General features: G+C 61.0%; 19 protein-coding genes and 1 tRNA gene. 14 read left to right on the plus strand and 6 right to left on the minus strand.

Going from position 1 to position 22,126, the window contains the following annotated elements:
- Positions 1–57: 57 nt before the first annotated feature.
- Positions 58–1,428, minus strand: coding sequence for a DUF2254 domain-containing protein (locus tag Q0908_RS06630; protein WP_299282086.1), 1,371 nt, complete (start codon positions 1,426–1,428; stop codon positions 58–60).
- A gap of 105 nt (positions 1,429–1,533) precedes the next feature.
- On the opposite strand from Q0908_RS06630, the gene Q0908_RS06635 reads away from it, so the two are divergent.
- Together Q0908_RS06635 and Q0908_RS06640 are read left to right on the plus strand one after the other, a co-directional pair.
- On the plus strand, positions 1,534–3,942 hold the full coding sequence (locus tag Q0908_RS06635; RefSeq protein ID WP_299282088.1) for an FAD-dependent oxidoreductase: 2,409 nt from the start codon (positions 1,534–1,536) through the stop codon (positions 3,940–3,942).
- 13 nt (positions 3,943–3,955) lie between these two features.
- Entirely contained in the window at positions 3,956–4,555 is a 600-nt protein-coding gene (locus tag Q0908_RS06640) for an NTP transferase domain-containing protein (protein WP_299282090.1), read from the plus strand.
- On the opposite strand, the gene Q0908_RS06645 is transcribed toward Q0908_RS06640, so the two are convergent.
- Together Q0908_RS06645 and Q0908_RS06650 are read right to left on the minus strand one after the other, a co-directional pair.
- On the minus strand, positions 4,548–6,419 hold the full coding sequence (locus Q0908_RS06645) for a Hint domain-containing protein (RefSeq protein ID WP_299282092.1): 1,872 nt from the start codon (positions 6,417–6,419) through the stop codon (positions 4,548–4,550). The genes Q0908_RS06640 and Q0908_RS06645 overlap by 8 nt on opposite strands.
- 319 nt (positions 6,420–6,738) lie before the next feature.
- Positions 6,739–12,477, minus strand: coding sequence for a tandem-95 repeat protein (locus Q0908_RS06650; RefSeq protein WP_299282093.1), 5,739 nt, complete (start codon positions 12,475–12,477; stop codon positions 6,739–6,741).
- Between the two features lie 82 nt (positions 12,478–12,559).
- Here Q0908_RS06650 and Q0908_RS06655 point away from each other — a divergent pair, with 82 nt between their 5' ends.
- The gene (locus Q0908_RS06655) at positions 12,560–13,000 is read left to right on the plus strand and encodes a hypothetical protein (protein ID WP_299282095.1); all 441 of its coding nucleotides are present in this window, start codon (positions 12,560–12,562) and stop codon (positions 12,998–13,000) included.
- Positions 13,001–13,400: 400 nt separating this feature from the next.
- Here Q0908_RS06655 and Q0908_RS06660 read toward each other — a convergent pair.
- Positions 13,401–13,486: transfer RNA gene (locus tag Q0908_RS06660), tRNA-Leu, on the minus strand.
- 189 nt (positions 13,487–13,675) lie between these two features.
- On the opposite strand from Q0908_RS06660, the gene Q0908_RS06665 reads away from it, so the two are divergent.
- Complete coding sequence (locus Q0908_RS06665) at positions 13,676–14,287, plus strand: exopolysaccharide biosynthesis protein (RefSeq protein ID WP_299282096.1); 612 nt, start codon at positions 13,676–13,678, stop codon at positions 14,285–14,287.
- A complete protein-coding gene (locus Q0908_RS06670; RefSeq protein ID WP_299282098.1) occupies positions 14,284–14,748 on the plus strand; it encodes a disulfide bond formation protein B in 465 nt (154 codons plus the stop codon). Before Q0908_RS06665 ends, Q0908_RS06670 begins: the two co-directional genes overlap by 4 nt.
- Here the strand turns inward: Q0908_RS06670 and Q0908_RS06675 are convergent.
- On the minus strand, positions 14,745–15,170 hold the full coding sequence (locus tag Q0908_RS06675) for an Lrp/AsnC family transcriptional regulator (protein WP_299282100.1): 426 nt from the start codon (positions 15,168–15,170) through the stop codon (positions 14,745–14,747). The two genes, Q0908_RS06670 and Q0908_RS06675, sit on opposite strands and share 4 nt — an antisense overlap.
- 105 nt (positions 15,171–15,275) lie before the next feature.
- Between Q0908_RS06675 and rocF the strand changes: the two genes are divergently transcribed.
- From rocF to Q0908_RS06700, 5 genes are all read left to right on the plus strand, one after another.
- Positions 15,276–16,196: an arginase gene (gene rocF, locus Q0908_RS06680; RefSeq protein WP_299282102.1), complete on the plus strand. Its 921-nt coding sequence runs from the start codon at positions 15,276–15,278 to the stop codon at positions 16,194–16,196.
- A 12-nt stretch (positions 16,197–16,208) separates the two neighbouring features.
- Complete coding sequence (locus Q0908_RS06685; RefSeq protein WP_299282104.1) at positions 16,209–17,255, plus strand: ornithine cyclodeaminase; 1,047 nt, start codon at positions 16,209–16,211, stop codon at positions 17,253–17,255.
- 174 nt (positions 17,256–17,429) lie between these two features.
- Positions 17,430–17,681, plus strand: coding sequence for a hypothetical protein (locus Q0908_RS06690; protein ID WP_299282106.1), 252 nt, complete (start codon positions 17,430–17,432; stop codon positions 17,679–17,681).
- Positions 17,682–17,729: 48 nt separating this feature from the next.
- On the plus strand, positions 17,730–18,023 hold the full coding sequence (locus Q0908_RS06695; RefSeq protein ID WP_299282108.1) for a hypothetical protein: 294 nt from the start codon (positions 17,730–17,732) through the stop codon (positions 18,021–18,023).
- A complete protein-coding gene (locus Q0908_RS06700) occupies positions 18,024–18,314 on the plus strand; it encodes a hypothetical protein (protein WP_299282110.1) in 291 nt (96 codons plus the stop codon). It abuts the gene before it with no gap.
- A gap of 140 nt (positions 18,315–18,454) precedes the next feature.
- Here the strand turns inward: Q0908_RS06700 and dksA are convergent, their stop codons facing one another.
- Positions 18,455–18,877 carry an RNA polymerase-binding protein DksA gene (dksA, locus tag Q0908_RS06705; protein WP_299149960.1) on the minus strand — a complete coding sequence of 141 codons (423 nt, stop codon included), beginning with the start codon at positions 18,875–18,877 and terminating at the stop codon, positions 18,455–18,457.
- A 184-nt stretch (positions 18,878–19,061) separates the two neighbouring features.
- Here dksA and Q0908_RS06710 point away from each other — a divergent pair, with 184 nt between their 5' ends.
- The 4 genes from Q0908_RS06710 to Q0908_RS06725 all read left to right on the plus strand — a co-directional run bounded on the left by Q0908_RS06710 (position 19,062) and on the right by Q0908_RS06725 (position 22,125).
- Entirely contained in the window at positions 19,062–19,901 is an 840-nt protein-coding gene (locus Q0908_RS06710) for a MoxR family ATPase (protein ID WP_299282112.1), read from the plus strand.
- A gap of 195 nt (positions 19,902–20,096) precedes the next feature.
- Positions 20,097–20,555 (plus strand): GNAT family N-acetyltransferase, encoded by a 459-nt coding sequence (locus tag Q0908_RS06715; protein WP_299282114.1) that lies wholly within the window; start codon positions 20,097–20,099, stop codon positions 20,553–20,555.
- A gap of 5 nt (positions 20,556–20,560) precedes the next feature.
- A complete protein-coding gene (locus tag Q0908_RS06720; RefSeq protein WP_299282366.1) occupies positions 20,561–21,919 on the plus strand; it encodes a DUF2927 domain-containing protein in 1,359 nt (452 codons plus the stop codon).
- A 35-nt stretch (positions 21,920–21,954) separates the two neighbouring features.
- Entirely contained in the window at positions 21,955–22,125 is a 171-nt protein-coding gene (locus tag Q0908_RS06725) for an apolipoprotein acyltransferase (RefSeq protein WP_299282116.1), read from the plus strand.
- The last annotated feature ends 1 nt before the right edge of the window (position 22,126 follow it).

A 22,126-nucleotide genomic window follows, 5' to 3' on the forward strand; every position in this document is an offset into this window, starting at 1 on the left:
GCTTGCCCTCTGGACGACAAAACTATCCTCTCAGCGACAAGTTGCAGCGCTTGCGGGTCAGTCCGCGTCCTGCACGCCGTGATCATCCTGCAACGGGTCATCCGCATCTTCGCTGTCAAGCGCGTCCAGCACGGAATAGGCAGTGGATCTGCGCAACCGGTCCACATCCGGCTCGAAGGTCAGCGCAGCGCGGGCACGGCGGAACTCCAGCCCTGCGGCCACAAAAGCGGCCCGCCCCATATCCGGCGAGGGATGTTCGATCAGCCGCCCCAGGGCCGATTGCAGGCGTTGCTGCACTTCGATCACGCCCGCGCCATCCCGCGCCAGTGCGCCAAACGCATCCTCGATCAGGTCATTGGGGCTCAGCGGGCGGACCCACAGGCGGGGATATTCGACCTCGGCGTCCGACTTGGTTTCGTCCTGATAGTCCGACAGAATACGGGCCGAGCGGGTGATGACGTCGATGGCCGTGCCCGGATCATTGATGCCCGGCGACAGGGCTTTTGATGCAACCTCGCCCAACACCATCAGCCCAAAGCGCGGATCCTGATTGTAGGTGCGCACATCGCCGAATTTGAAATGGGCCTGCACGATCTCGGTCATATCGCCGTCCTCGCACCCCTCTTCACGGTCGCGTGCTCGGTGGCCATAGGCGATCACATCCCCCTCCATCACAAACTTGCCGGGGTTCACGGCCATATAGAGGTCAAAGCCCTGCTCACGCGCCTTGTCGTCGAGGGATTCGTGATAGAAATGCTGCACATAGCCCGTTTCGGGCGCGCGGATGCTCTCGCAGTCTTCGGGCAACTCGGTCTCGTCCGTCCACGGGTTGGCCCCGAGGCAGGGCGTCTTCAGCCGTTCCTTGAACTGCGCGCGCGTGATCTTCTCAATCTGGCGGGTGGTGTCCATCAGGCTGCCGAAGGTCTGCAAATGCAGCACCCACCGCACCAGCGACCACACCACATAGATCAGCACCAGCACCGTCATCACGAACAGCACAAGCGCCCGGTCATCCGAGAATATCTGCAACTCGCGCAGGATGATCCCCACCAGCGCATAGACATAGGCCCCGATGAAGCTGGCGAGCGTGTTCTGTGTGGTCGGGTCCTGCATGATCAGCCGATGCACCCGCGGCGTGAACTGCGAGGACGAGTTGCGATAGACCGTGACCATTACAGTCAGCGAAAAGGTGGTGACCGCAAGCATCGCGCCCGCAATGATCGACAAGAGCCGATCCGCCGCCTTACCGCTGACATAGCCCGACACCTCGTCCGGCAGGGTCGGCCCCAGCAGGGACGCCACGCCAAGCGCCACAACCGCCATCGCCCCCACAAACAGCACCCTCACCCATAACTGGGCCAGAAGCTCCTTGCCCAAACGCCAGACCAGACGTTGCCACGCTCCAAATTTCGAAATCAACGGTCCCATCGCGCCCTCGAATGGTTTGTTATCGACATCCAAGGTCGCTTTTTTGCGCTCCTGCCCGAGTGTCACACATAGTGTGCACCTGTCAGCGTCAAGGAGCCATAGGATATGAAGACCACCACCCGTGTTGTCGTGATCGGAGGCGGCGTTGTCGGCGCATCCGTGTTGTACCACCTGACGAAACTGGGCTGGTCGGATGTCATGCTGGTGGAACGCTCCGAATTGACCTCGGGTTCCACGTGGCACGCTGCGGGCGGCTTTCACACGCTCAATGGCGATACCAATATGGCTGCCCTTCAGGGCTATACCATCCGTCTTTACAAAGAGTTGGAGGAGATCACGGGCCTCTCCTGCGGGCTGCACCATGTGGGCGGCGTTACCTTGGCCGACAACCGGGATCGGTTCGACATGCTGCTAGCCGAGCGGGCCAAGCATCGCTTTATGGGGCTTGAGACCGAGATCGTGACGCCAGATGAAATCCGCGACATCGCCCCGATCACCAACACCGACGGAATTATCGGCGCGCTTTATGACCCGCTCGATGGCCACCTTGATCCATCCGGCACCACCCACGCCTATGCCAAGGCCGCACGCATGGGCGGGGCGGTGATTGAAACCCACACCAAGGTGGTCGAAACCAATCAGCGCGCCGATGGTACATGGGATGTGGTCACCGACAAGGGCACCATCCACGCCGAACATATCGTCAATGCCGGCGGGCTTTGGGCGCGCGAAGTCGCGGCGATGGCGGGCCTTTACCTGCCGCTGCACCCGATGGAGCATCAGTACATCGTTACCGACGAGATTGCCGAGATATACAACCGCGACGGCGAACATCCGCATGTGATGGACCCGGCGGGCGAAAGCTATCTGCGCCAGGAAGGGCGCGGGCTGTGCATCGGATTTTACGAGCAACCCTGCCGTCCATGGGCCGTCGATGGCACCCCGTGGGACTTCGGGCACGAATTGCTGCCGGATGATTTCGACAAGATCGAGGAGTCGATTGCCTTCGCCTACAAGCGCTTCCCTGTGCTGGAAACGGCGGGCATCAAGTCGGTGATCCACGGCCCCTTCACCTTTGCGCCCGATGGCAACCCGCTGGTGGGGCCGATCCCGGGCCTGCGCAACTATTGGTCGGCTTGCGGCGTCATGGCCGGGTTCTCCCAAGGCGGCGGTGTGGGCTTGATGCTGGCGCAATGGATGATCGAGGGCGAGCCCGAGCGGGACGTGACGGCGATGGACGTGGCCCGGTTCGGGTCGTGGATCAGCCCGGGCTATACCCGCCCCAAGGTGGTCGAGAATTATCAGAAACGCTTTTCCGTGGCTTATCCGAACGAGGAACTGCCTGCCGCGCGGCCCAACCGCACGACGCCGATGTATGACACTTTTTCGGGCATGGGTGCGGTCTGGGGCGCGCAATACGGGCTCGAGGTGCCAAACTACTTCGCGCAAGGCGATGAGCCGACCTATGAAACGCCATCCTTCCGCCGCTCCGACGCGTTCGAGGCGACCGCGCGTGAGGTCAAGGCGGTACGCAGTGGTGTCGGCATCAACGAAGTGCATAATTTCGGCAAATATCGCGTCACCGGGCTGCGGGCGCGGGCATGGCTCGACCGGGTGATGGCGGGCCGCGTGCCCGCTCAGGGACGCATCTCTCTCACACCGATGCTGTCGCCCAAGGGCAAGCTGATCGGGGATTTCACCATGTCCTGCCTGTCCGAGGACGACTTTCAGCTGACCGCCTCCTACGGCGCGCAGGCCGTGCACATGCGCCACTTCCACAATAAGGCTGAGGACGGTATGCGCATCGAAAACATCTCGGACCAGCGCACCGGCTTTCAGATCGCAGGCCCCCGCGCGCGTGAGGTTCTGCAGGGCTGCACCCGCACCGACATCTCGGACATGAAATTCCTTGACGTGTGGCAGATCATGGTGGGCATGACCGACTGCATCGTGCAGCGCGTCAGTTATACCGGCGATCTGGGGTTCGAGATCTATTGCGACCCGCTGTCCCAACGCCAGTTGTGGACCACTTTGTGGGAGGCTGGCCAGCCTCACGGCATGATCCCATTCGGGATGCGCGCGATGATGTCGCTGCGGCTCGACAAGTTCTTTGGCGGTTGGCTGCTTGAGTTCTCGCCCGACTACACGGCGGCGGAAACGGGGCTCGATCGATTCATCTCGTGGAAAAAGAACACCGATTTCATCGGACGTGCCGCGGCAGAGGCCGAGCGCGCCAATGGACCGACCCGCAAACTCTGCGCCTTCATCGTCGAAGCGGAGGATGCGGATGTGCAAGGGTACGAACCGATCTGGATGGATGGCACGGTGGTGGGCTTCTGCACCTCGGGCGGCTATTCCCATCATGCGGGGCTGTCGGTGGCCCAAGGGTTCCTGCCCGTCGACAGAATCGAAGAGGGCCGCGCGATCGAGATCGAAATCCTTGGCCATATGCGCGCGGCGCGCGTTGTGACCACACCGCTGTTTGATGCGGATGGCGCGCGGATGCGGGGGTGATATACCCCTGCCCATGATACCGATCCTGATCCCGGCTGCGGGCGCGTCCTCGCGGATGCGCGGCGCGGACAAGCTGCTGCAAGAGGTGGATGGCGTTGCGTTGCTGCGCCGTCAGGCGATCATGGCGCGGGCGATCAGCGGTGATGTGCGGATCGGCCTACCACTCGGCCCCCATCCCCGCTACGACGCGCTTGAGGGGTTGGACGCCACATTGATCCCCGTGCAGGACGCGAGCGACGGGTTTGGGCACACCCTACGCGCCCTCTTTGCCAGCCTTGAGGACGTCACAAACCACACCTTGCTGCTGTTGCCCGATCTGCCCGACATTGGCGAAAGTGATCTGCGCGCCGTCCTTGATGCACGTAACGTGGCCCCCGATGCGCTGATCTGGCGGGGCGCGACGCCCGACGGGAAAGGTGGCCACCCGATGCTGATCCACCAGATGATTTTCCCTGAATTTCAAAGGATTACAGGCGACGATGGCGGGCGCGACATCATCCGCGCCCTCGGGGATCGCGTCCATCACGTGACCTTCGCAGATGACCGCGCGCGCCGCGATCTGGACACGCCCGAAGCGTGGGCCGCATGGCGCGCGGCCCGGGATGCTACTTGAGGCGATCCACGATAATCTCGGCCTCGTGCCGCTTAAGTGACAAACGCGCCGCACCATAGCTGTCGAGACCCGCCAGCGTCTCCAACTCGGGAAACAGCGACAAAACCTCGTCGCGCTGCTTGGTTCCGATGCCACGCAACGAGTGATCGCCGGGCTGGAAGCTTTCTGACCATGCGCCATCCGCCAACACGACTTCGTGCTGATCGAACATCAGGTGCAGATAGCTGACAGAGTCGGTGCGCACCTGATCGATGCCATCAAGGCCGGTCAGATGCTTGGCCGCGATCAGCACTTCGCGCTCATCAAACATGACAGCCGCCAGATCGGAGGTGACAAGCATCCGGTGCTGCGGGCTGACCATCATGTCGCGTTCAGGCAGGCCCCTGCCCAACGCCCCCTTGCGGATCAGCACAGGCTGGTAATCACGGTGTGCGCGCATGTCCGCTGCGCCAAGATCACGACGACCCACCCAACGCAGCGCCTGAACGCCATTGTCGCGGGTAAATACCTTGTCACCGGGGCGCAAATTCTCGACAGCGACTTCGCCCTTTTGGGTGGCGATGCGGGTGCCGGGGGTGAAGCAGATGATGATCTGCTCGATCTCGGAGTAGGTGACGGTGCGGGCCACGTTGCCGTTTTCATCCAGCAGTTCCACGGTGCCGGATTCCGGGCCGCTCTGGATCACGTTGGCGCGCACACCGGTCAGGTCCAGAATATCGATGTCGGAGCCATCCGCATCCTCACCGCCGATGATGGTGGAATTCCCCAGACCATCTAAGGTAAAGCGATCCGATCCAAACCCGCCTTCGGCAAGATCATTGTCGGGGCCGACTTGCAGCACGTCCTCACCGTCGCCGCCAAGCAGGGTGTCATCCCCCTTCCCGCCCGCGAGGAAGTCCGCGCCCGCGCCGCCATCAAGCAGGTCCTGACCTTGGCCGCCCTCAAGCGTGTCATCGCCTTCGCCGCCGTCAAGCGTGTCGTCACCCCGTCCGCCAAGCAGGCTGTCATTGCCGCCCTGCCCGAAAATCTGGTCCTGCCCGCTGCCGCCATCAATTGTGTCATTGCCCGCCTCGATGGGCGTCACAACAGCGTCATCGATCAAATCGCCTGAGAACGAAAAACCGGAATTTGTTGTGCGCGCTTCCAGCGTGAATTCCAGAAACTCGCGATTTTCAAATTGCGCCGAGAACCACGCATCCTGATCGGACGGGTTGTTCTGCTCGCCGCCCGCCGCTGTGATGGTGCCCGGGCCGGTCGTCACATTCAGCGAGGTGTCGCCGCTGACGCCAAATGCGGTAAAGCTGCTGGTGTTGATCGTCACCGCCTCGCGGTCGCCCACACTGTTGCGATCAAGGTCGTTGATGGTGGCCACCGAATTCAGCGCGATCGGGGTGCCGGTCGTTGCATTCGGGCTGTCGGGGATGAAAAATTCCATCCGGAAATCGGCTGTATCGCCCGGCCCATTGCCGTTCATCAGAATTTCCGAGCCGTTGCCACCAGACAGGTCAACCGTCAGAAACGGGTCGGATTTGGACACCAGGATGATGCGGGCCGAGACCTGCGTGCCGTCCTCAAGCTGCGCGACATTGCGGTAGACAGCCGATTGCCCGGCTACTGCGTTGTTGTCGGCATTATCCGGGGTGACCAGATTATTGATGTCGATGACAAGCGGGGTCGCGTTATTGCCCGGCGCCGTGCCCGTGCCCGCATCGCCAAACAGGGTGTCATTGCCACCGCCGCCCAAAATGCTGTCGTCACCGCCCTCGCCCGAGGCCAGATCCTGTCCACCAAATGCGTTGATTGTGTCGTTATCCGCACCCCCTTGAAGGGTGTCGTTGTTTGATGTCCCATTGAACACTGGCATGGCAGAAAACCCCTGACTTCAATCGCACGTGATGGTCTGCGGCTGACCATCCCCAAGACATCAACACGCTGGAGTGTGATTTAATTCAAATCGACGTGGAATTCAGGGGGAAAATTAACGAGATGGTAAACTTGGCCCCGAAAAAGGCACTTTCTAGCCACATTGAGGTCAATAACGCCCCCATTTGCGAAACAATAGGTCATTTTAGGGCCTACTGACGACAAGAGACGGGCGCAGCCCCCTGCCCCGTCTCTCACGTTTTCCGCGAATCATGCGGAAAATGCTGCACAGATCCTAGCGATGCACGAAGCGCGCGACCTCAGGTCAGGAGCCGCGCTTCGTGTTTTTTCAGGCTGCGGCGCGCTGCGGCATAGGCCTTGATCCCGGTCTCTGTTTCCAACTCGGGGAACAGTTCCAGAATTTCGGCCCGTTGCGCATCGCCCATCGAGGCCAGCGTCTGATCGCCGGGCTGGAAGCTTTCGGTCCATGCCCCATCCGACAAGATCACCTCGTGCTGGTCGAACATCACGTGGATATAGGTCGTGTCCGACACGTCCACCACGTCGATCCCCTCCATGGCCGTCAGGTGTTTGGCCGCTACGAGCACTTCGGTCTCATCGAAGTACAGCGCCGTCTGGTCGCTGGCCATCAGCACCCGGTGCTGGGGCGAGACAAGCATGTCACGCTCCGGCAGACCGTTGCCCAAGGCACCTTTCTGGATCAACACGGGCCGCAGATGCGCCGCGTTGGCAAAATCCGCGCCAGACATTGCGCGTTGACCGACCCAGCAGATTTCCTGGATGCCATTGTCGCGGGTGATCACCCGATCACCGACAGCCAGGTCCTCGACGCGACGTTCACCTGTTGGCGTTGCGATCAGCGTTCCGGGCGTAAAGCACGGGATGACATTCTCGATGTTGGAGAACACCAGTTCGCCCGCGTCCTCACCATCCGCATCGCGGTAGCGTACAACGCCGTTTTCAGGGTTCAGATCGTCAAAGATCACCTGAAGCGAACCACCCTCTGGTGCTGAGCCGCTCAGATCGAGCGTGTCGAAATCAACGCCGTCGGTGACCTCTTCGTTGCCGTCGACCACGTCGCCTGCGTTCACATTCACAAACGTGTCCGCGTCCGCGCCGCCAAGCAGGTCATCGTCACCGATGCCGCCATCGATAGTGTCGTCGCCGTCACCACCTGCAACGGTGTCGTTGCCCTGGCCACCCAAAAGGCTGTCATTGCCGGTGCCGCCATCGATCAGGTCATCGTCGATTTCGCCGTCAATGGTGTCGTTGCCTGCATCCCCGAACAGGAAGTCGGTGTCGTCCGCGCCAAAGATCACGTCGTCGCCGTCACCGCCAAACACAGTGTCGATGCCGTTGTCGGGACGTGGATCCGCAGGGAACAGCGGGTTCGACCCATCATCCTCGATGTTGAGCTGGTCGAGGCCCAGGTCGGGGTCGTTGCCTGCAAAGATGGTGTCGTTGCCGATACCGCCTTCGATCAAGTCGTTGCCCTCGCCGCCGACGATCCGGTCGTCGCCTTCATCGCCGGTGATCCGGTCATCGTCGATGCCGCCGTCGATGACATCGTTGCCCGAGCCACCTGTGATGGTGTCGCGGTCATCTCCGGTCGAGATGGTGTCGTTACCCGCACCGCCGTCAACCGAATCCCGGTCGTCTTCGGGGTCCGCGTCGGCCGCAAAGCCGAAGGGGAAGCCGGGTGCAGGCGTGCCATCGTCATTGGGGAAGCCAAGGTCAGGTGCCAGATCGCCGTTGCCGGTGTCGATCACGTCATTGCCTTCGCCGCCGTCAACGGTGTCATTGCCGTCGCCGCCGTTGATCACGTCGTCGCCGGTCCCGCCGTCGACCTCATCGTCGCCGTCGCCAGCTTCGACCGTGTCGTTGCCGCCGCCTGCTTCGATGATGTCATCGTCTTCGTCTTCGGGGTCGTTGGAGAAGATGTTGTCGCCGTTGTCGACCATGTCACCTTGCGGATCGTCCATGTAATCTTCGTCGATCAACTCGCCATCGTCGGTGCCCGACACGATCCCATCCAGCGGCTGTTCGGCCACGTTGACGGTCCAGACGCCTTCATCGGTGCCGCCGTTGCCGTCCGAAATCGTGTAGGTGACCTCGGCCGGGCCTTCAAAGCCCGGTGTGGGCGTGAAGGTCAGCGTGCCATCGCCATTGTCGACCACATCCCCGTCAGGCGAAGTCGCCCCGGTGATGGAGAGCACGTCATTGGTGTCCGGGTCGGTGTCGTTGGCCAGCACGTCAAAGGTGACGGGCGTGTCAAAGTCCGTGTCGGACGTGTCGTCATTGGCAGTCGGGCCGTCATTGGCACCTTCCACTGTGACGGTCACGGTCGCCGTGTCGGTGCCGCCGTTGCCGTCCTCGACCACATAGGTAAACGTGTCGGTTGCGGTTTCACCCACGCCAAGGCTTTCGAAGGCTCCGTTAGCGTCATAGGACACGGAGTCGTTGTCCGGGTTCACCGAAACGGACCCGAGTGTACCGGTGGTGTCGATGCTCTGGATTTCCAGGTCGTCGCCATCAAGATCGGTGTCGTTGGCTGTCAGGTCGATGTCGATGGCGGGGCCGTCTTCGTTCGCGACATCCTCGTCATCATTGGCAACAGGACCGTCATTGCCTGCGGTCACGTTCACATCAACGGTGGCCGTGTCTTCGCCGCCCTGATCGTCCGTCACCGTGTAGGTGATGGTGGTGGGTCCGTTGAAGTTCTCGTTCGGCTCGAAGGTGATGGTGCCATCGTCGTTGATGGTCACTTCGCCATCGGGCGAGGTCGCGTCGGTCACCCGCAGCGGATCGCCGTCCACATCCGTGTCGTTGTCGAGGACCGGAATGGTGACAGAGCCGTCTTCCTCAACCGTTGCCGTGTCATCATTGGCCACCGGATCGTCGTTCACAGGGGTCACATCAACCACAGCATTCGCTGTATCCGTGCCGCCGTTCCCGTCCGAGATGGTGTAGGTGATGGTCGCCTCGCCATTGAAGTTTTCGGCAGGTTTGAACAGCAGTTCGTTGTCCACAATTTCGACCGTGCCCTGATCTGCGGGCACTGTCGCCGAGATCACCGTCAACTCATCGCCATCGTCGTCGGTGTCGTTGCCGACCACGTCGATGGTGACGGGCGTGTCCTCTTCGGTGGTTTCGGTGTCGTCATTGGCCACGGGGCCATCATTGACCGCGCCCACATTGACGGTGGCCTGGCCTTCGTCCTCACCACCCTGACCGTCCTCGACGGTATAGGTGATGGTCGCTGGCCCGTTAAAATTGGGCGCAGGCTTAAAGGTCACCGTGCCGTCGCCGTTGTCAACGACCTCGCCCTGCTCGGCAGGGACCGAGACGGAGCCGATGGTCAGCGGATCGCCGTCCACATCCGTGTCGTTGCCGATCAGGTCGATGATTACAGGCTCGTCTTCCAGGGTTTCGGCGATATCGTCGACGGCCACCGGATCATCGTTGACCGGCGTCACATTGACGATGGCCTCGGCGGTGTCAGTGCCCCCGTTGCCGTCTTCGATGGAATAGGAAATCGTCGCATCGCCGTTGAAATCCTGGGCCGGGGTGAACAGCAACTGGTTGTCCACAATGTCGACGGTGCCCTGATCCGCAGGCACCGAAGCCCCCGTGATCGTCAGAGCGTCGCCGTCCACATCCGTGTCATTGGCGAGCACATCGATGGTGACAGGTGTGTCCTCATCGGTGGTGGTCGCGTCGTTGACCGCATCGGGTGCATCGTTCACCGGAGTGACATCGACCGTTACAGTCGCGGTGTCTTCGCCGCCCTGATCGTCCGTCACTGTGTAGGTGATGGTGGTCGGCCCGTTGAAGTTCTCGTTTGGTGAGAACGTGATCGTCCCATCAGGGTTGATCGTCACCTCGCCATCGGGCGAGCTTGCATCGGTGATGCGCAGGTCATCGCCATCTGGGTCTGTGTCATTGGCCAGAACCGAGATATCGACAGTGCCGTCTTCTTCGACCGTCGCTGTGTCGTCCACGGCGTCTGGGCCGCGGTTGATCTCGTCGCCGATCACTTCTTCGATCTCGGTAAAGGTCAGGGTCAGACCGTTCGGATTGCCGTCGCCGTCAACGAAGACCACTGTGCCGTTGATCCCATTGCCGTTGGCGTCGGGCGTCACGCTATCAAGGAAGAAGGGGCCCTGGCCGGTCAGGTCCAGCACGTCGAGGTCGGTGTTCTGATCGGGGTTGGCGTTGAAGCCGCCCGCGCCACCGTCAACCACGTCGCCCGCACCGCCAAAGATGGTGTCGGCATCGGCACCGCCCGACAATGTGTCGTTACCGGCACCGCCTGTCAGGACGTCATCGCCGTCCTCACCAAACACCATGTCATTGCCGGCCTCGCCGTTCAGCGTATCATCACCGGTCTGGCCATGGATCCAGTCGTTGCCAGTGCCGCCGTCAACGGAGTCATTGCCCGAGCCCATCCAGATTTCGTCGTTTCCGGCACCGCCAAAGGCGGTGTCGTCGCCGCCGCCGCCCACCAGTGTGTCACGTGCCGCGCCACCATCAAGTACGTCGTCATCCGCACCGCCTTCGAGCCGGTCAGAGCCTGCGCCGCCCACCAGGCTGTCTTCGCCCGAGCCGCCGCGCAGCAAATCGTCGCCCTCTTCACCAAAGATGGTGTCGTCACCGGCGTCACCGATCAGCGTGTCATTGCCCGGCAGGCCATCGTCCACCAGTTGCGCATCGAAATAGATGTCCGTGATGTTGATGCCCGAGTTGTTCACACCGTTCTGATCATGTTCGATCACGATCCGGGACACGGGGCCTGCGATGCTGACCAGCACCGAGTATTCCGAGCTTGTGTCCAGCAGATAGCCGCCGTTGCTGTCGGCCGTGTCATTGCCCTCAACACCGTCGGTGTCGAGCAGGGTCAGCCGGTCGCCTCCCTCAAGGTTGACCGCGATCTGCACACCATTTGCATCAAAGGCTTTGACGCGCACAACACCGTCACCGTCAACATCATTGATGCGGAAAGACACATCCTCGACAGCGGCCGAGAAATCGAATTGGTAGTCTGTCGAGTTGCCGCTGCCGTTCAGCACGTTGTCGAGCGAGCTGTTGGCGTCCACGGCCATGCCATCATCGTCAATGTTGGCGACGTTTTGCTCGGACCCGAGCAGCTTGCTGACCGATGGGCCCGATTGCGACAGGGTCGAGAATGAGACCTCAACATTGCCGGTGTTCTGCGTGAAGTCGCCAATGGCCTGGCCATTGGCAAAGCCGGACTCGTTCCACTCAAAGCTTTCGCGCACGCTCACGCCCGCATTGGGGCCGTCATAATTGCTGTCGCCAAAGATCAGGTCGTCGCCCGCACCACCTTGCACGCTGTCATCGCCGGACCCGGCATAGACTTCGTCGTTCGCCGCACCAGACACCACCGTATCGTCGCCGCCAAAGGCGTCCACGATATCGTCATTGGGGCCTTCGCCGGGCAGGATCTGGTCATTGGCGTCAATGCAGTCGCCCTCGGGGTCCTCATCATAGGCCCCGTCGATCAGGTTCGCGTCATTGTCACCCTCGACCACGCCGTCCAGACCGCTGTCATCAAAGACGAGGTTATCGATCGCACCCGAGCCGTGCAGCGTGACATCCATCCGGGCCACGCCGGAGACGTCGAAGTCCTGGATCAACTGGTTGTTATTGCCTGTGGGGTCGACCTCAACTGTTGTGATTACCTGCCCATTGGCACCGAAAAACGTGACTGTCGCCGTCTCTTCGATATCGAGGAAGGTCAGCCGGTTCACATCTGCGGGCGTGTCGAATACGAATTTGAAGGTGCCGCCGCCGGCGTTGTCGTCGGGGTCGCTGCTGTCGCCATCTTCGGAAATAATCAGCGCGCCGTTCAGGTTGGTCGTGGCCAAATCATTGTCGCCCCCGGTGGGGTTGGCGGTGTCGAAAATCATCGCCTGGTTGGACCCGCCCACCGCCGAGATTGTCACACCTTGGCTGGAAAACTCGTTATCAACCACTGTGCCAGCGGCGAGGTTGTTGAAATCAATAAATTTTGTCATGGCGCGGATCTCCTAGGCGTTGTTGCTTACGGCGCGCAACGCGGCCGGGTAAATTACAGAAAGACGAGAGGGATTGGTGACCATGCCAGGCCTCGCAAGCGCATTGGCTTGGCTGGCGGTTTGCATCTTCTGCTGCAACATCTGGTTCACAACGCATTCCATCTTTCACTCACTCGTTACCCACGAAAAGCGATGTGGCGGCATTCTGGGCGGCCAGCACACACGCACGAACAAGGAGAGGAAGAATGACGTTCACGCAAAACCATCCGGCGCTGAGCTCACATCAGCGCGCTTGTTTTGGCTTGCATTGACTAGCAACGCAGCGAACACACTCTTCGCACCTTTCGGTACGTTTTGTGCGGCCGCCCCCGTGACCTCAGACATCGCCCCCCAGTTGGGCAATGTCGTCTTACGTTCAGGGAAGCTTCAAAAAAAGGAAAAAATGTCCGAAAAACGGCGTCATTTTCAGCACGTCAACATCACCATACGGCAGCAGATGGACACAATGCGCAACCGTCGGTAGCGATTTCTCGCTTATGTTAAATTTATTCACCGGCGCGGAATCGCACATTTTCCAACAAAGCAAGGGGGTAAGCGGAATTTTGCCCGATCAACTGCGCAACGCCCCGTTTCCAAGGCTGAAACAATCAAGCGGCGCCGTATTGCCCCGATCTGCGCCATAAACTCGCCAGATTGTGTTCTCGATTTATGATCAATGCCAAAATTTAACTCAAACTGATGCAAGTTTTGCCACATCACCGCCTCATTTCGCGAATCGGCCTGTGCAGAAGTCAATGCCAAAATACTACCTAAGCGGGATTTAGCCCAACCTATACGGGAACATCGAGAATGTGATCGCATGCATTCAGCCCGTCATACAGCGCGCAGCACGTCGGTCTGTATCGCAGACAATTTGGTGAGGCTGGTACCCAAGGCCGGACTCGAACCGGCACGCCCGCAAAGGCGGGGGATTTTGAATCCCCTGCGTCTACCATTCCGCCACTTGGGCCTCGCAGGATCACCTACACCGTGACCAGCACATGGGCAAGCCGTCCTTATGCCTGTGGACCCAGATTTTTTGCGCCCCGCGCGGCGGACCTGCCGCACACCCGTTGCGCGCCATTTCCCCTGCGCTGCCACTGGCACACCGGCACCCGATTTGATACCGCAGGCCAACCGCAGGCAAAGGTGCAGGATTATGGCTTTCGCGCCCCACGACATGGCAATCTCGGATCGCCTCGCGCATCTGGCCGCAGATGCGACGGGTGAGGTCGTATCGTTGGATTGGATCCTCACGCAATTGCACGAGCGCGCCTTTGGGCTGTTCCTGCTGATCCTCGCCCTGCCCTGCTGCATCCCCTTTCTCTATGGCCTGCCTCAGATCGTGGCGCTGCCGCTGATGTTCGTGTCCTTCCAAATTCTGGCGGGCCGGCGCGTCCCGTGGTTGCCTGCGAAATTGGCCGCGCGCACCGTTTCGGCCCAAGGGCTTGAGACGCTGTCGCGCCGCGCGGCACCTTGGCTGAAACGGATTGAAGCGGTTAGTCGTCCCCGGCTCGCCGCGCTGACCCTTGCCCCGATGGACCGCATCGTCGGCCTCTGCCTCGTGCTGTTCAGCGCCTCGATCCTCGTGCCCCTGCCCGGCACGAACTCCGTCCCCGGGCTGGCCGTCGTGATCGTTGCCATGGGGCTGCTGCAACGTGATGGCATCCTCGTGATTGTCGGCTCGATCCTTGGCATTGCGTGGATCGGCACGCTGCTTTTTGCGGGTGCGACACTGGTAAGCCTCATCAAGACATGGATCGGACTATGACCCTCACAACACGCACACGCTTGATCGCCGCCGCCGTCCTCGGCTCCGCCTCGTTGCTGGCGGGCGCGTTCTTCTTTCAGGCTTTGGGTTATGCGCCGTGCAAGATGTGCATCTGGCAGCGCTATCCGCATGCCGTTGCTGTGCTGATCGGTGCCATCGCACTTTTCGTGCCGTTGCCCGCGCTGCTGGCCCTTGGCGCACTTGCGGCGCTGACCACCGCAGCCATCGGCGGCTATCATGTCGGGGTCGAGCAAGGCTGGTGGCAGGGTCCGACCTCCTGTTCCTCCGGTGCCGTCGGTGGGGTGGACGCGGATGCGCTGTTCGACCAGATCATGGCTGCGCCCTTGATCCGCTGTGACGAGATCGCCTGGCAGGTCGCAGGCCTCAGCATGGCGGGCTGGAACATGGTGCTGTCACTTGTATTGGCCGGTTTCTGGATCGCCGCCCTGCGCGCCCGCTAGGCGGATTTGCGGGTCGACAGCAGCAGCGACGTCTCGCTCGCCACCACACCGTCAAGGGCGCGGATACGGAACAGAACCGCATCGAAACGTTCCAGCGTGTCCGTGCCGATCTCGACAATCACATCCCACCGCCCGTTGGTGGAATAGACCGCGCGCAATTCGCTCATGCCTTGAAGCTGGCGAATGATCCGCTCGGTGCCGCGCCCTTCGATCCCGATCATCATCAGCCCCCGCACCGGGTCACGCAGCGTATCCTCGCGCAGCACAACGCTGAAGCCAAGGATATCGCCCCGCGCCCGCAGCTTGTCGATGCGGCTGCGCACCGTGGCGCGCGACAGCCCGAGGCTCTGGGACAGGTCCGACAGGCTGGCACGCGCATCATGGCGCAGAGCTGCGATCAGGCGGGCGTCCGTTTCGTCCATCTTGAATGTCCAATTTGATTAATGACCGTCCAATATGATCAATTTGTAGTCTTGTCCATGGCACATATCGCGCAGATATCAAGGACAATCAAAGCGGAGGCATTCATGACCCAAACTGACATCACCCTGATCGGCGTTCCGATGGACAGCGGCAAGAGGCGCCGCGGCTGCCTCATGGGCCCCGATGCCTATCGCACGGCCGGGCTGGATACGGCGCTGCGCGATCTGGGTCACAAGGTGAGCGATGCGGGTAACGTGACCCCAGCCCCGTTCGAGGGCAAACCGCATGACCGCCTGCACGCGCTCGAGGAAACGATTGCCTGGACGCAAGCCTTGTCCGAGGCCGCCCGCACCGTCTGCGCCACTTCCCTGCCGATCTTTATGGGCGGCGACCACGCGCTGGCCCTGGGCACCGTCCACGGGGTCGCGGCGCACGCGGCAGACCAGAACCGCCCGCTGTTCGTGTTGTGGCTCGATGCGCATACCGATTACCACACGCCCGCCACCACCGACTCCGGCAACCTGCATGGCACGCCAATGGGCTATTTGACGGGCCGCGACGGGTTCGACGGCTTTCCCGAGGTCGCCCACCCCATCCCGCATGAGCGGATCGCGATGATCGGCCTGCGCTCGGTCGATGCGGCCGAACGTGCGGCCCTGCAAGACACCGATGTGGCCTATATCGACATGCGCCATATCGACGAACACGGCATCGCCAAGCCCCTCGCCGCCTTTCTAGAGCGGGTGAAAGAGGACAACGGGATGCTGCATGTCTCGCTTGATGTGGATTTCCTCGACCCCTCCATCGCCCCCGCCGTTGGCACCACCGTTCCCGGCGGAGCCACCATGCGCGAAGGGCATCTGGTGATGGAGATGATCTGCGACAGCGGCCTTCTCACCTCGCTTGATCTGGTCGAGTTGAACCCGTTTCTGGATGAGCGCGGACGCACGGCGCAGGCCATGGTGGATCTGACCGCCTCGGCCTTTGGCCGCCGCATTTTCGACCGCCCCACCCGCGCATATTGAAGGAGCCGCTTGATGCTATCCCCCTCCGACAAGGCCCTCGTGCCCTTCGTGTCTGTCGACAACATGATGCAACTGATCCACCACGTGGGCCTGCCAGAGATGCTGCGCGGCCTCGCCGACTACATCGCCGACGACTTTTCCCGGTGGGAGCGGTTCGACAAGACCCCGCGCGTCGCCAGCCACTCCGCCGAAGGGGTGATCGAGTTGATGCCGACCTCGGACGGGGAAACCTACGGGTTCAAATACGTCAACGGGCATCCCAAGAACACCGTCGAGGGGTTGCAGACCGTGACGGCCTTTGGCCTGCTTGCGGATGTGGAGACGGGATACCCCGTGCTGCTGACCGAAATGACGATGCTGACAGCGCTGCGCACCGCCGCAACCTCGGCCCTTGTGGCCAAGACACTCGCGCCCAAGGGGGCGACGATCATGGCGATGATCGGCAACGGCGCGCAGTCCGAATTCCAAAGCCTCGCGATGATGGCGATTGGGGGCATCACCCACGTGCGGCTTTATGATATCGACCCCGCCGCCACGGCGAAATGTGCGGCGAACCTCGCGGGTACGGGCTTGCATGTGACGTCCTGTACCAGCGCCGAAGACGCCATCGAGGGCGCGCAGATCCTCACCACGTGCACTGCCGACAAGGCCTATGCCACGATCCTGACCGACAACATGGTCGGCGCGGGCGTGCACATCAACGCCATCGGCGGGGACTGCCCCGGCAAGACCGAAATCGCACCCGCCATTCTGGAACGCGGCGACATCTTTGTCGAATACCCGCCCCAGACCCGGATCGAGGGTGATATTCAGCAACTGGCCGACGACCACCCGGTGACCGAAATCTGGGAAGTGCTGGCAGGGCGGCGTGCGGGCCGCACATCCGACAAGCAGATCACCATTTTCGACAGCGTCGGCTTTGCCATCGAGGATTTTTCCGCCTTGCGCTTTGTGCGGGACCGGATCGAGGGGACGGCGTTCTTCCATCCGTTGGATCTGCTGGCCGACCCGGATGATCCGCGCGATCTGTTCGGGATGTTGAACCGGGCCAAGGTCTGACAGCACTTTACGTTGAGGCACTCAGCCGGCCCCGATTCTAGCCTTGACGAAACGCGCCCAAAAAATGGCTTTTTCGGCCAAGAATAATTGGGAACGGGGTCGCCTGACATTGTGACGGGCCCCCGGATCACTACACCAAAGAAAAAACGAAACACGAGGGATACATCCGCAGCCATGCCAACGCTTGACGACAAAAACACCAAATCGATGATCAAGGATATTCCCAAGAAGGGCTTCACCGCGAAGTTCTGGCAAGATCACCGCTCCGGCTTTTGTTCAGGCAGTGGCGTCGCCAAGATGATGAACAAGCTGAAAGCCTACAACATTCCGCCCTCGGGCGATCCATCAAATGCCAGCATGATGGAAATGGAGGCCATCGTGGAAACCTATGGCAAACTCTACGAGGCGATGGGCAAGGCGGAGTAAAAATGCACCAAGCTCCAATCGCACACGAAACAGCTGTGCGCCGCATATATGAAGGAAATCCGCAGGCTCGAAGCGGTCGCCGTCACGCTGATCAAGAATGCCGACAAGGTCGAAGCCCGCAAAGAGCAGGCAAAAAAGGACGAGGCCAAGGAGTTTGCAAAGTTCAAGGACGAGCGCGACAAGACACGAGGACTGGTGCTGAAAGAACTGGAAAAGCTGGACACACAGGCGCGCAAAGTGACCAAAGCCTGTGAGAGCATTCAAAAGGATGTCAGCCTTGCCACCGTGGATCTCAAGAAACTGACGGCGGCGCTGGACGGGCAGTTGGATGGCTCCGGCTAAGTGGCCCCGGAACTTCTGTCACGGTTTGAAAAAGGTCTCGTCTCGCTTCAGAAAAAGTACAATGTGCCGATCCATGCGCAAAATCTGAAGAACAGTTTGCCGAAGATCTTCAAAGAGCTGACAGGTGCCTTCCCGCAATACAGCAAGCTCGACTACGCAAAGGAAGAGCGGATGTCGACGGCGAGCGCGCTCAAAGCAGCGCAAGAGCAGTTGAGAAAGGCGGACCGTACGTTCAAGACCTATGCCGAATTCCATCAGGCGATGGCTGCGATGATGAACGGGGCGAAATAGCACCCGTTATCGCACTGGCCTTTCGGCAAACAAAAAGCGCATCATGGATGCGCCTTACTGTATCGGTGATTGAACGAAGGGTGGGGCTGATGGGTCTTGCCGAACCACCCTTACCACTGATCGCCGTCACCTGCGCAAACTCAATCGTCGCGATGTACTTTCTCGCGCCGCTCGTGGCGTTCCTGCGCCTCGAGGCTCATGGTCGCGATGGGCCGCGCATCCAGCCGCTTGAGCGAAATCGGCTCGCCCGTCACGTTGCAATACCCGAACTCACCCTCGTCGATGCGGCGCAGCGCGCCGTCGATCTTGGACACCAGCTTGCGCTGACGGTCCCGGGTTCGCAATTCGAGCGCGCGATCCGTCTCTTCAGAGGCGCGGTCGGCAACGTCCGGAATGTTGCGCGTGCCGTCCTGCAACCCCTCAATGGTGTCTTTGCTGCCAGCCAGCAACTCGGACTTCCAGTTCAGCAGCTTACGCCGAAAATATTCGACCTGCCGCTCGTTCATGAACGGCTCATCTTCGGCCGGACGATAATCATCCGGCAAAAACACTTCCTGTTTCATTTGTTCCCCCTCAATTCGACTGATGCTTGCCATCAACGGTCCCCTAAGGTCTCGGACACACCGCCCCGACCGGTGTTCTGCCGCAGCATTTATCGGAGGGTTTGAGGATTGTCACTACACAATCCCATCTCAGGTTGGCTAAAAGCGTATCCATGAACAAAGTTGTGCAACAGGGTGAACCCAAATGAAATTTCAAGGCACCGACGCCTATGTGGCCACCGATGACCTGACCATTGCAGTCAATGCGGCCGTCACCCTGGAACGCCCGCTGTTGGTCAAGGGCGAGCCGGGCACCGGCAAAACCGAACTGGCCAAGCAAGTGTCACGCAGCCTTGGCTTGCGGCTGATCGAATGGAACATCAAATCCACCACCCGCGCCCAACAGGGGCTTTATGAATACGACGCGGTGTCGCGCCTGCGTGACAGCCAGTTGGGCGAGGACCGCGTGCATGACGTGTCCAACTACATCAAAAAGGGCAAGCTGTGGGAGGCGTTCGAGGCGGGCGAAAAAGTCGTGCTGCTGATCGACGAGATCGACAAGGCCGATATCGAGTTTCCCAACGATCTGCTGCAGGAACTCGATAAGATGGAATTCTTCGTTTACGAGACCGGCGAGACGATCGAGGCGCGTCACCGGCCCGTCGTCATCATCACGTCCAACAACGAAAAGGAACTGCCCGACGCCTTCCTGCGCCGCTGTTTCTTTCACTACATCCGCTTTCCCGACATGGACACGATGAAACAGATCGTCGCCGTCCATCACCCGGGCATCAAAGAGGCGCTGCTGACCACTGCCCTCACCCAATTCTTTGAAATCCGCGACAAGCAGGGGCTCAAGAAAAAGCCATCGACCTCGGAAGTGCTGGACTGGCTGAAACTGCTTCTGGCCGAAGATCTGAGCGCCGAGGATCTGAAGGCGGATGGCTCAACTGCGCTGCCCAAATTGCATGGCGCATTGCTCAAGAATGAACAGGACGTCCACCTGTTCGAGCCGCTGGCCTTTATGGCGCGTGGCCAGCGCTGACACCGTATCCGCTGACCACCAGATCCGTTTGACCGAAAGGCGAGTCTTTTCGGTCACATGTGTACTTTCCCGCCATGGCTGTGGCGGGCTGTGGATAAAATGTCTTTATTTTGCCTGAAATGCTCCATACCCTAACCTTGATGAGAGGTGAAAACACCCGCATCCAAAATGCTATAAGGCAGGCAGGCAGTATAAATGAGCTTTTCAGACGCACTTATTGTGCGCCCACTTTCGTTGGCGGACCGTCCGCAATGGAACGACCTGTGGGCGGCCTACCTCGCATTCTACAAGACATCCCATTCGCAAGAGGTTTTCGAAACCTCCTTTGTTCGCCTCATCGGCGACAACCCGCATGACTTCAACGGGCTGGTGGCTGAACTGGACGGCAAACTGGTCGGGTTGGCCCATTTCCTGTTTCACCGCCACGGCTGGCGCATTGAAAACGTCTGCTACCTGCAAGACCTCTATGCCACGCCAGAAGTGCGCGGTTTGGGGGTCGGACGGCGTCTGATCGAAGCGGTCTATGCGACGGCGGACGCCAATGCCGCGCCGTCCGTCTACTGGATGACCCAAGAGTCCAACACGCAGGCCCGCAAGCTCTATGACCGTATCGGCCACCTCACGCCCTTCATCAAATACGAACGCGCGTCATGAACCGGATGCGCCGCTTTGTCCTGCCGATGGTGCTGTTGCTGAACGCCTGTATGCCTGTGACGCCGGGCGATACGCCCACGCGCGCCTTGCCCCAGATCAGCGACCTGCCCCCGATGAAGACCTTTGGCGCGCCGCGCCCTGCGGTCCCGATCCGGTCCAACAACGATCTGGCGCTGGATTTCATCGAGCTGAGCTTTCAACTTGAGTCCGGGCGAGAGCTGCCCGTCTTCACCCGCTTTGAAGGGCCGATTTCGGTCCGGGTCACCGGCGCGCCACCTGCGTCCCTCGGGCCCGACCTGCGCCGCCTGATGCACCGGTTGCGCACCGAGGCTGGCATCGACATCGGTGCCGCCACTCCCGGCAGCACCGCCAATATCACCATCGAGGCGGTCAGCCGTGCGCAGATCCGCCGCGCCCTGCCCCATGCCGCCTGTTTCGTCGTGCCCAACATCACGACCATTTCGGAATATAAATCCAACCGCCGCAGCGCCCGCACAAGCTGGACCAATTTGCGCACCCGCAAACAACTGGCGATATTCCTGCCCAACGACGCCAGCCCTCAAGAGGTGCGCGACTGTCTGCACGAGGAATTGGCCCAGGCCATTGGCCCGCTCAACGATCTTTATCGCCTGCCCGACTCCGTGTTCAACGACGACAATGTGCACACTGTCCTGACCGGCTTTGATATGATGATGCTGCGGGCCTATTACGCGCCCGAACTGCGCTCCGGCATGACCCGGGGCGAAGTGGCGCAGCGCCTGCCGGCCATTTTTGCGCGCATCAACCCGCGCGGCGATCAACTTCCCGCCAAATACGCGACCCGCACCCCCCGCGCCTGGAGCCAGGCCGTGCAGACGGCCCTCGGCCCCGGTGCCACGCAGCCTGCTCGCCGCGCCGCTGCCGACCGCGCGCTGAAGATCGCGCAGGCCATGGGCTGGAAAGACCACCGCCGCGCCTTTGCCCACTACGCCAATGGCCGCCTGCTGTTGTCGTCTGACCCAAAAGCCGCGCAGACCCATTTCCGCGCCGCCGACCAGTACTATGCCGCCACCCAGGGGGCCGATCTGCACCGCGCCTATGTCGCCACTCAACTGGCCGCCTATGCAATCACGCGGGGCGACGGCGATGCGGCCATGGTGATCCTCAGCCCTCATATCGACGAGGCCGCGCTGAACGAGAACGCCGCGCTGTTGTCTACCCTGCTGCTGTTGCGCGCCGAGGCGCTCGATCTGCAAGGCCGCTCGGCCGAGGCACGCACGGTCAGGCTGGACAGCCTCGGGTGGGCACGCTACGGATTTGGCCCAGACTGGGCGGTCCGGGCCAAGCTGCGCGAAATCTCGTCGCTGAACCCATTGAATGGATGAATTTGCCGCCCCAAGCAATTGAGAGGCAAGGACAAATGATCGTACTCGCAGCCGCCATCACCGGCGCGATTATCGGCGGGCTGACAGCGCGCAAGCGCGGCGGCAACCGGCTGGACATCGCGCAATACGCCACGGGATACGCGCTGGCCTTCGTGGTGGTCGGCCTCATCGCCACCGTGTCAATCGACCGCATCCTGAGCACCTGAG

This window comes from uncultured Tateyamaria sp. (assembly GCF_947494755.1).
In the GTDB taxonomy this organism is placed as follows: Bacteria; Pseudomonadota; Alphaproteobacteria; order Rhodobacterales; family Rhodobacteraceae; genus Tateyamaria.

Bases quoted from the DNA above. Each gene is read 5' to 3' on its own strand.
- Q0908_RS06670 (WP_299282098.1), top strand. From the start codon at position 14,284: ATGACCCTCACAACACGCACACGCTTGATCGCCGCCGCCGTCCTCGGC.
- Q0908_RS06695 (WP_299282108.1), top strand. From the start codon at position 17,730: ATGAAGGAAATCCGCAGGCTCGAAGCGGTCGCCGTCACGCTGATCAAG.
- Q0908_RS06645 (WP_299282092.1), bottom strand. From the start codon at position 6,419: ATGCCAGTGTTCAATGGGACATCAAACAACGACACCCTTCAAGGGGGT.
- Q0908_RS06710 (WP_299282112.1), top strand. From the start codon at position 19,062: ATGAAATTTCAAGGCACCGACGCCTATGTGGCCACCGATGACCTGACC.
- Q0908_RS06725 (WP_299282116.1), top strand. From the start codon at position 21,955: ATGATCGTACTCGCAGCCGCCATCACCGGCGCGATTATCGGCGGGCTG.
- Q0908_RS06650 (WP_299282093.1), bottom strand. From the start codon at position 12,477: ATGACAAAATTTATTGATTTCAACAACCTCGCCGCTGGCACAGTGGTT.
- Q0908_RS06685 (WP_299282104.1), top strand. From the start codon at position 16,209: ATGCTATCCCCCTCCGACAAGGCCCTCGTGCCCTTCGTGTCTGTCGAC.
- Q0908_RS06665 (WP_299282096.1), top strand. From the start codon at position 13,676: ATGGCTTTCGCGCCCCACGACATGGCAATCTCGGATCGCCTCGCGCAT.
- Q0908_RS06635 (WP_299282088.1), top strand. From the start codon at position 1,534: ATGAAGACCACCACCCGTGTTGTCGTGATCGGAGGCGGCGTTGTCGGC.
- dksA (WP_299149960.1), bottom strand. From the start codon at position 18,877: ATGAAACAGGAAGTGTTTTTGCCGGATGATTATCGTCCGGCCGAAGAT.
- rocF (WP_299282102.1), top strand. From the start codon at position 15,276: ATGACCCAAACTGACATCACCCTGATCGGCGTTCCGATGGACAGCGGC.
- Q0908_RS06720 (WP_299282366.1), top strand. From the start codon at position 20,561: ATGCGCCGCTTTGTCCTGCCGATGGTGCTGTTGCTGAACGCCTGTATG.
- Q0908_RS06675 (WP_299282100.1), bottom strand. From the start codon at position 15,170: ATGGACGAAACGGACGCCCGCCTGATCGCAGCTCTGCGCCATGATGCG.
- Q0908_RS06630 (WP_299282086.1), bottom strand. From the start codon at position 1,428: ATGGGACCGTTGATTTCGAAATTTGGAGCGTGGCAACGTCTGGTCTGG.
- Q0908_RS06715 (WP_299282114.1), top strand. From the start codon at position 20,097: ATGAGCTTTTCAGACGCACTTATTGTGCGCCCACTTTCGTTGGCGGAC.
- Q0908_RS06640 (WP_299282090.1), top strand. From the start codon at position 3,956: ATGATACCGATCCTGATCCCGGCTGCGGGCGCGTCCTCGCGGATGCGC.
- Q0908_RS06690 (WP_299282106.1), top strand. From the start codon at position 17,430: ATGCCAACGCTTGACGACAAAAACACCAAATCGATGATCAAGGATATT.
- Q0908_RS06655 (WP_299282095.1), top strand. From the start codon at position 12,560: ATGCCAGGCCTCGCAAGCGCATTGGCTTGGCTGGCGGTTTGCATCTTC.